Annotated in this window: 3 protein-coding genes and 2 pseudogenes; 2 read left to right on the forward strand and 3 right to left on the reverse strand. The window is 60.0% G+C overall.

The window, feature by feature from the left end; translation table 11 throughout:
- Nucleotides 1-908: 908 nt before the first annotated feature.
- Nucleotides 909-4,460 carry an adenylate/guanylate cyclase domain-containing protein gene (locus IVA95_RS11750; RefSeq protein WP_247510622.1) on the forward strand — a complete coding sequence of 1,184 codons (3,552 nt, stop codon included), beginning with the start codon at nt 909-911 and terminating at the stop codon, nt 4,458-4,460.
- Nucleotides 4,461-4,488: 28 nt separating this feature from the next.
- Nucleotides 4,489-4,746, forward strand: a complete 258-nt coding sequence (locus IVA95_RS11755; RefSeq protein ID WP_247510623.1) for a DUF4242 domain-containing protein — start codon at nt 4,489-4,491, stop codon at nt 4,744-4,746.
- Nucleotides 4,747-4,877: 131 nt separating this feature from the next.
- Here IVA95_RS11755 and IVA95_RS11760 read toward each other — a convergent pair.
- The 3 genes and pseudogenes from IVA95_RS11760 to IVA95_RS11770 all read right to left on the reverse strand — a co-directional run.
- Nucleotides 4,878-5,207 (reverse strand): annotated as a pseudogene (locus tag IVA95_RS11760) (NTP transferase domain-containing protein); the annotation flags it as partial.
- 96 nt (nt 5,208-5,303) lie between these two features.
- Nucleotides 5,304-8,441: an adenylate/guanylate cyclase domain-containing protein gene (locus IVA95_RS11765; RefSeq protein ID WP_247510624.1), complete on the reverse strand. Its 3,138-nt coding sequence runs from the start codon at nt 8,439-8,441 to the stop codon at nt 5,304-5,306.
- A gap of 889 nt (nt 8,442-9,330) precedes the next feature.
- A pseudogene (locus IVA95_RS11770) lies at nt 9,331-9,572 on the reverse strand (IS110 family transposase); the annotation flags it as partial.

Consider the following 9,572-nt stretch of genomic DNA (forward strand, 5'->3'; position numbering starts at 1 on the left):
GCTATCCGGCACCGTCGTTCAGACCAAGTCGCGCCAATGTCCAAAGCGGATTTGACCAGAACATTAGAGGTCGCCAGCGGAAAGTCAGCTTACAAGTTAGTCATTCAAGGCTGTTTGAAGTGCTCGCATTGCAAGCGCTGACCAATACGAGCTGGTCGTCAACCTCAAGACCGCTAGAATGCTCGGCCTCGATCTTCCCGCGGCGCGGCTCGCCCGCGCAGACGAGGTGATCGACTAAGAGACGCAGTTTGCTGCAACGCATGAGTCCGCTTATGGCCCGTTTGAGACATGCCGACCGGCCCTTACAATGTCCGTTCACCGGGGGACACCGGAAGTCTTCGTCAGACGGTGAAAACGACGCTTTTGACCCACAGCCGAACAAGGCCATGGCTGGCTTGGCCTTCCAAGTCGATGTCGACTTGGACGGCTTCGCTATTCGGACCGAATGCGATTTATGGCAGCATTTGCGACCTTCAACAGAGATGCGCGGAGGTGAAAATCGCCGTCCTGGTCCGCTCGCACCTGAATCGGATGGTTGTCTGCCACTAGCTTAGGCTGCAGTAGACTGAGTCCCTCTTCGGTAGCTCCACCTGAAGTGAGATTTGCGGAAGCCTGATTCCCAAGGTGCTCGTTCAGCCACCCGCCGAAACGAGCCTCACGTGGGCGCCGGGACCTGCACCCGCTGCCCATCACGCTCCCCCCAAAGTGTCGCGCTACTGCAGCTCTATGCGCGGCTGCACGTTTGCAGTAAAATGCCCGAAAATGCAGCGTGCGTCGTAGGGACTTAAGTGTTGCATCGGCAGAGTATCGTCGGGGGCTGCTGTACCCGGAACCCAGAGAGCGCGCGAGGCGCTTTCCCCGGCGAAAGGCGCACACGCGGAGGAAACACCTAAAGCAGCGAGCGGCCCATGAGGCAAGACATCAACACGTGGCTGCGTGCTCTTGGCCTCGGGCAATATTGTGATGTCTTCGCCGCCGGTGAGGTCGATCTGAGGGCACTCCCGCATCTCACGGAGGCGGATCTTCGCGAACTGGGGGTATCGCTCGGACACCGCAAGATCATCTTGGCGGCGGTGGCCGAGTCCTTCGGGGTCGCGCTGTCGGCAGCAGGCACCAACCATCTCCATGCGAATGATAAGCCGTTGCCGCGCGCTCCCCCGGCGCGGCCGCCGGAGCGACGTCTGCTGAGCGTCATGTTCTGCGACCTGGTTGGTTCCACGGAGCTGTCGCGGCGGCTCGATCCAGAGGATCTGCGCGAGGTGCTTCGCAGCTATCAGGATAGGGTCGCCGGCGCGGTCACCCGTTATGGCGGCTACGTCGCCAGATTCATGGGCGACGGCGTCATGGCGTATTTCGGATGGCCATGCGCCTACGAGGATCACGCCGAACGCGCGGTCCGAGCCGGGCTCGAGGCCCTGGCCGCCGTGCAACTGCTGAAGCCTGACGCCATTGATCTCGAGGCCCGGGTCGGCGTAGCCACGGGGCTCGTCGTTGTCGGGGACCTCGTTGGAGGCTCGGTCCGCGAGGAAGGTGCGGTGGCGGGTGACACGCCCAATCTCGCAGCCAGGCTCCAGGCGAGCGCGCGGCCGAGTCAACTCGTCATCGCGGAGGCGACCAGGCGACTGATCGGCGACGCCTTCGCCGTCGAGGACCTCGGTGAGAAGCCTCTCAAGGGATTCGGGACGGGCATCCGCGTGCATCTCGTCAAGTCCGAACGAGAGGTCGAAAGCCGATTCCATGCGGCGCACGCCGGAGAGCTGTCGCCTTTCGTAGGTCGCGTGCACGAGACCGCGCTGCTCATTGAAAGGTGGGAGCTTGCGCGCGCAGGAGAGGGACAGGCAATCCTGCTCTCGGGGGATGCCGGCATTGGCAAATCCCGGTTGGTACAGGCCTTTACAGAAAAGCTGGGCGCGACGCCCAACGTCGTCCTGCGTTTTCAATGCTCGCCCTATCATACCCATAGTACCCTGTTTCCGATTGTTCAAAATCTCGGCCGTGCCGCCGACTTTCGGCCGGGCGATAGCAACGAGCAACGGCTCGAGAAGCTCGAGCATATGCTCGCCGACGTGGGCGCGGACATTCGGACGGTGGCACCCGTTTATGCGGAGCTTCTGTCCCTCGATTGCCATGATCGGTACGGCAAGATCGACCTGACACCACAGCAAAGGAAGAGCCTCACACTGCAGACGTTGGTGGACCGGTTCCTACAGCGCGCCGCGCGCTCTCCAGTCCTGATCATTGTCGAGGACGCTCACTGGATCGATCCCACCACGACCGAGCTGCTCGATGCGCTAATGGCGCCAATAAGCCGAGCACCGATCATGTTGCTCGTGACGAATCGGCCGAGCTGGACTTCCGAATGGCCCAGCCTTTACGGCCATGTGCTGCCGCTTTCCCTCGGGCCGCTGGCAAAGCCTCAGATCGCTGACATGGTACGGCACATTGTCGGCGCCAGCGCCAGCGCGCGGCTGGTCGATGAGATCGTTGGCCGGACCGACGGCATTCCGCTGTTCATCGAGGAGTTGGCTCGCTCTCTTGTCGAACGCGACGCGGCCGGATGCAAATTTGAGACGTCGTTGCCGGCGACACTGCAGGGCTCCCTGATGGCACGCCTCGATCGCTGCCGGCCGACAGCAAAGGAGACTGCGCAAATTGCCTCCGTGATCGGCCGCGAGTTCAGCCGAGACCTGCTTACCCGTGTGTGCGGCTTTCCGCCAGCAGACCTCGATGCGGCCGTCGCGGAGCTCATGGCGGCGCACCTGGTTCTGAGAGCTGGCTCTTCCGAAGATGCTCTCACCTTCAGGCATGCCCTCATTCAGGATGCAGCGTATCAGTCCTTGCTGAAGAGCAAGAGACAACGATATCACGCTGCGATCGCCTCCGCCATTGCCGAGTACCGCCGTGAGATAGCAGACACCCAGCCGGAGCTGGTTGCGCGGCACTTTTCCGAGGCCGGACTACCACAGTTGGCCCTGCCGTTCTGGCGGCGTGCCGGCGAGCGCGCACTGGCGCGCTCGGCGAATTACGAAGCCATCGATCACTACGGGAAGGCCCTGGCCATCGCCGAGAGACTGCCCGATTCGGAAGGGCGCGAAGATGCCCTGCTCGAGACAAGAATTGCATTGGGTCGGGCGCAGTCAGCGGCTGGCCATCTGCGACAGGCTTCCGCCACATTCGAGCGCGCCGCTGGCGAGGCACGAGCCCGTGGAAACAGCGATGCGCTCGCCAACTGCGCCATCGGATTGGGACACGCCCGTTTCTACTACCACGACTCTCTTGATCCTTCCATCGCGTTGCTGCTCGAAGCTTTATCGTCGATCGAAGGAGGAGACAGCCGGCAGCGCTGCCAGATATTGAGTGCGCTCGGTAGAGCGTTCTTGATGAAGGGTGATTTCGAGCGCGCTCACGTCTTCAATTCCGAGGCCATCGAAATGGCGCGCCGCCTCGAGGACGACCGCTCTCTCTGTGAAGTTCTGTTCACTCCATTTCTCGTTCCGGCCGCACTCTCGGGGACACAATCTGCGGACCTACGCAACCGCCTCGGCGAGGCGCTCGCCATTGCAGATCGGCTGAATGACGCCGACCTCCGTACCCGAATCCTTTCTGTGCACATCTATTATTCGGCCGAATTTGGCGACTACCAGGGGATGATCGCGGCTTTGGACCAGTTTCAGTCATCAATTGAAGGCCGTCAGATGCTGCACCAGGAATGGGTTGCGCAGTTAGGGCGAGCCATGCAGGCTCTTTTGATCGGCGACTTTGCGGCCGCTGAGAAGCTCGCTGAGAACGCGTATGCGATGGGTCGCAGGACGCATGGGGAAAGTGTCGAAGGCGTCTACGGCATGCAGATGTTCACGATCCGCCGTGAGCAGGGACGCCTAGCGGAGATTGCCCCTGTCATCAAACAGTTGATCAATAACCAACCAGAGGGCAATACTTGGAAGCCCGGATTCGCGCTCGTCGCGATGGAGCTGGGTTTCAAGCCGCAGGCACAAAGGATGCTGGACGAGTTGCGGCAGACCGATTTCGCCTTCCCAATGGATGCGAAGCGGAGCACGACGCTTTCCTATCTTGCCGATGTCTGCACGGCGCTCGAGGACGAGCGCTGCGCGCGTGCCTTGTACGATCTGCTCAAGCCCTACCGCCACATGACCGTCACGGCTGGTATCGTGACCGTCTGCTACGGATCGGCCGGCCGCTTCCTCGGAGCGCTCGCCAACGTGCTGGGCGACTGGGACCGCGCCGAAGAGCATTTCGAGGAGGCGCTTCGGACGGACCGGCACATGCATGCATGGCCCTGGCTGGCACATACGCAGCATCGATACGCGCGCATGCTGCGTCGCCGGGGCCGGCGCGGCGACACGGAACACGCCGAATCGCTGTTGAACGAATCGGTGGCGACGGCAAGTCGCCTCAACATGAGCGCGCTGCTCACGAGGCTCCGCGGTCAACTGCACTGACGTGCCACGTCGTACATGGGAGAGAGCCATGCCGCGTTTCATTATCGAGCGAAACTTCGCAGAAAAAATAGAGTTCACGAAGGAAGGAGTCGAACGAGTCGACCTAATCAACGACGAGGAAGGAGTGAGGTGGATCTTCTCCTTTCTGAGTGCCGACAAGCGGAAAACCTACTGTCTTTATGAAGCCGAAAGCGCTGACGCCATTCGCAATGCAGCAAGGCGCGCCAATATTCCGGCTGACGTGATCATCGAGGTGGACCAGGTAACGCCGGCGATGTTTGCATGAAAGGTCTCTCGGCGTCAGGTCGCCTTCTGGCCCAACTCGGACCTCGCGCGATGTCCGGCTTTTGCCGCAGCTAAGATGGGCATAGCGGACATCAGCACTCCATCAAGCAAGCCGATTTGTGGGTACACGACCTAGACGTCCGAAGCGGCATCCAGCGCGGCGAGCCTTTCCGCCTCCGCGATGTCCTCCACCGTATTCGTGTTGAAGAATGGATCGAGCGACTCGGTTGGCCAGCTCACCGTGGCGAGCCTGTAGCCGGCGGTCCAGCGGTCGATTTTCCTCATATCCTCGACGACGAGGGCGTGACGGAGTTGTTCGCGCAGGGCCACGCTCCACAATCCGATCACTGGATGCGACTGGCCGCCGGAGGCGGCGACCGCGAGTTGCGCGTTCTGCTCGGCGAGCGCCCCGTACAAGCGCGGGACGAGGTCGCGCGGTAGGAACGGGCAATCCGCCGCGCTCCCGTGACGTGACTTCAACAGAAGAAAAATCCAGAGAGTCGCCAGTTGACGTGCTTATCATAGCCACTGAGGTCACAGGTTGCGCCTGGATAGACGCTATGCTCCAAGCTCTACAAGCCCCGCGTCGACCCGCGAGAGAATTGGAGTATCTCCGAATTTGGAAAGTATCCGCCTTGCCTCGGTCAGGTGCTGAAGGGCAGCGGCTCGCTTATTCTTCGCCTTGTAAAGCATTCCCAAAATCATTTCTATCCGGCCGGCATGATGGCCTTCAGGATTGAAATGGGGGTTGTCCTTGAGCGCCGTCATTAATGTCCGGACGCGCGAAGACGCAGTGAACATAATCTTCACGAGAGTCGGCAAGTTCCTCAATAACGTGACGGGCGACAGCTTTTCATTTCCAGCGATGATCTGCAAGTATACCTCGGATAGAAAGAGTCGATACCAGTCCGCAGCAGTTCGATAGCCCTCCTTTTCCCGCCTTGAGATTGCCTCCTCCAATAAACGGATTCCGTGCCTGATATGGCCCTGAAGCACTTTGCATACTCCAATCGCGCCTTCGTTACCCACCAACGTATAAAGGTCACCATCAGCTAATGAACGCTGGTTGGCGGCCTCTAACAACTGGAGACCTTCATCCGTACGTCGAAGCATTACCAGCGCATTGCCCTTGCCGCTGAGGGCACAGCTTCGATCGAAGGAAGTGACCGCAACCGCCAATGATTGTTCACTGTACTCAAGCGCCTCAGCGTACGAATCAGCAACCAAAGCGATCCACGCCAATAGCGCCAGACCGAGTCCGGTTGATCGTGGATCGGATATCAGTCTACCTACTCGCATAAGCTCATGAGCAGCATCACGAGCTTCGATCATGCGTCCTCGGTGAATTTCGTCCCAACCAATGACAAACCGGGTCCAATTTTGAATGTAAGCATCCGCTGTATCGGCCGTGGCCTTAATTGCTTCTCCTTTAACCTCCTCAAATCTGTCCATTGGCATCGGCGCAACCATTGTCGACACATGTATTTCACCAGCCAAAGAGTAGGCCTTTGATGTGCTGTCCCCCAAGCGGTTGGCCATTAGCGAAACATCTCGCTGCATTGCCGCTGCTTCTTGATACCGAGCATTCCACAGAAGCGCCCACACGTATTGACAACGTATGAGTACCGCTTTTGGATCGACTCCGAGGTGATCAATGCGCGTAAAATAGCGCTGCGTGACTTCAACCGCTAACCTCAGCTTACAGCTCATACTCAATAGCCGAGTGTAAGCGAGGAGGAAGTCAGCGATCTGATCGTCGGATGCGCAATCCGGGTTTTTGTCGAGGAGATCAAGCGCGCCGGAGAAATGGGTCGTCGCCTCATCGATTGAATACACGCCGAGGCTCTTGCTTCCCGCCATGGAGAGGAAGGCAAAGGCTTTGCCAACGTGGCCTGCATGGCTGTAATGATGAGCGAGCATCTCGGCCACTTCAGCCAAGCGGTTGCCGCTGCGGCGCTCGATTTCGGCGGCAATCTTCGCATGCAGCGCCGTGCGAACATCGCTGAGCAGGCTCTGATAGAGCGCGTCTCGTACCAGAGCGTGCTTAAATGTGTAATCGCCCGACGCATGTTCGAGGTGGACCAGATCTAGGGGCTGCATCGCTGCTATTCGAGCATCGACGTCCGTTTCATTGACTGCGATCGACAGCAATTGTGGATCGAATCTGCGACCGATCACGGATGCTGCCTGCAGGAGCGCACGGTCTTTAGGTGCGAGACGATCGATGCGCGCTGTCAGCAGGCTTTGCACGCTCGCAGGCAGGGCGGCTGCCACTGCGCTGGCGTCAAAATCGACCGTGGTGTGAATTATACCTCGCTCGGTGAGATAGCTGACGATTTCCTCGGCGAAGAGCGGATTGCCCTCGGCCCTCTCAATCACCTGCCGCGCAAACGCCTCGGGCACTGCATCGACCCCAAGTCGCGCCTGTACCAGCCGCCGGATGTCGCCCATGGGCAGCGGCTCCAGTTGCAGTTTGGTGACTACATTGAGGTCCAGCCAAGTCGGTTGGTATTCCGGCCGCCGGGTAGTGAGGATCAGAAGCCGGAGCTTGGCCGCGCTGTCCACAATGTGTCCCAACACCTCTTCCGATGCGCTGTCAATCCAATGTAAATCCTCCATCGTCATGACGACTGGCGACAGCCCGGAGCGCGCCTCCAGCAGTTGCTGCAAGAGTTCGCGCGTGCGAAGGCCGATCAGCACGCCATCGAGTCCGGTTAAGGCACCGTCCGGAACTTTGAGTCCGAGCAAGTGAAGCAAGAGACCAACGTTGCGGGCTGAATGCAGGCCAAGCGCCGTGAGCCCCATCTCGAGCTTTTGCTTAATCTCCGTCTCCGGTTCGCCGATGCTCACTCGGAACAAACCACGCACCACTTCGATGAAGGGCAGGAACGCTGTCCGCTGGCTATCCTGTGAACAACTTCCTGATAGAACCAAAGTGCGGTCGAGACGCCGGCGGAACTCGTGCAGCAGGCGCGATTTTCCCATGCCTGGTTCGGCCGCGAGATCGACGACACAAAGTCGGGAGCGAGCCTCGTAATGCACGCGCTCCAAAACCTCTAACTCGCGTTCTCGACCCACGAACGGGCTGAGACCCCGGCTCACGGCCGCTTCAAATCGGGTCGCCCGACTACGAACAGCGTCCAGCCGGTAGACATTTTGCAGATCGGACTTTCCCTTGACCTCGTGACGCCCCTCGAAATTCGCGTCCACCATTCCCTGGACTAACCGGTGCATCGTCTCGCTCATGAACACCGAATTCGGCTCGGCCAGCGCTTGCAAACGTGACGCAACATTCACAGTGTCGCCGAGAACCGTCACGGGCGCGTCGGTGCCGCCTTGCACCTTGCCGACGACCGCGACGCCTGTGTTGAGGCCGATGCGCAATTGCGGATGTAAGCCGTGTTTGCTCTTAAGGCTTTCTCCATCGGCCTCAAGCCGCTGCAGGATTGCCATCGCCGCGCGACACGCCCGCAGCGGCGCGTCTTCGAACGCGACCGGCGCTCCAAAGACCGCCATGATGCCATCGCCAGTAAAAGCCTGCGTGACTCCGCCATGTTCGCGCACCGCCTCGTCCATCAGCCTCGCAAGGCTGCGCATTAAGCTAAAGGCGGCTTCCTCTCCCCACCGTTCCGAGAAGGCCGTGAACCCCACCACATCGGTGAACAGGACAGTGACTTGCCGGCGTTCCGCCTCCACGTAAACCTCCTCAGAAGTCTACAAAGCCGACTTTCGCCAGAAGAAACGCTCGCGGTAGCGTTTCGCCGTGAGGCTCGGTGTGAATCAATAGCGTCTTTGACTGCCTCCTATGAGGGAGGAGGTCCACGAAAAGGACGAGTTCTGTGCGGTCAATTTTCGCTCGAGATCGCCCTCTATGGCCGCAAGGACGAACCTCTCTCCTTCTCTGCAGTGCGCGCGCCACGCGCGGACCACGAGTGCAGCGGGACCAATGATTCTTCCTTCAGGTTCGGCTCCATTACAAGTCAACCTGTCTGCCCAATCTCCCAATGGCATTTCCTCAGCGGTAATGGACAGTGCGAAGTCAGCTTCTGGCCCCAAGCAGAACAGCGCCTAAGCCGTTGTCATGTCGGCTGACAGAGGCGGACCGGACGCCGGGCCATGCTCGCCTCCACCGCCGCTTGTGACCCCTATGTATGGTCCGGCCGTGCGGTGCAAGAAGATTTCGACGATCCGGTAGATGCGGTCTTGCATCAATGTATCCGGCCTCTGCTTGGAGCGCAGTGCTCCGGGCCATCATGGATATCAGCGCGCATGTGATCTGGTTAGCGGACAGGCCTCGACCGGGCCATTTGGGTCACCAGTGTTCGCATGCGCCGGGAAAGACCGATTCTCCATCGTCGTCTCATCCTCTCGCAGACCTCGGCGGGTAAGGGTGTTGTTACGTCATCGATAGCTCCTCACTTCGCGCTGTTCCTTTGTTCGTGCCTGGCGGTCGTTCCTTCGTCCCGGCCTGCGCGCGCAGACGCGTCGCGCGCAAGGGGTCGTCAAGGCCGGCCGTCGTGCTGTCCTGACGTCTTGCTCTCTGCTGCCAGGCTGCGTCTTGACGGCCCCGCGCACGGCGCGAGGGTCAGGCAGGTCGGGACGCCGTCTCCTCCGTCTTGACGCATTCGAAGGCGCGTCCCTTGTTGAGAACCGCCCAGGCAATTCGGGCGAGCTTGTTGGCGAGCGCAATCGCCAGCACGTTGTGATGCAATCGTTTCTTGGCGGCTTGGATCCAAGAGTTGAGGCCATAGCGCTCCCAACACCTGATCTTGACCAGCACAACCCACGCGGCTTGCACGAACAGCGCGCGCAGGTAGCGATTGCTTA

The organism is Bradyrhizobium sp. 157 (genome assembly GCF_023073815.1).
Classification (GTDB): domain Bacteria; phylum Pseudomonadota; class Alphaproteobacteria; order Rhizobiales; family Xanthobacteraceae; genus Bradyrhizobium.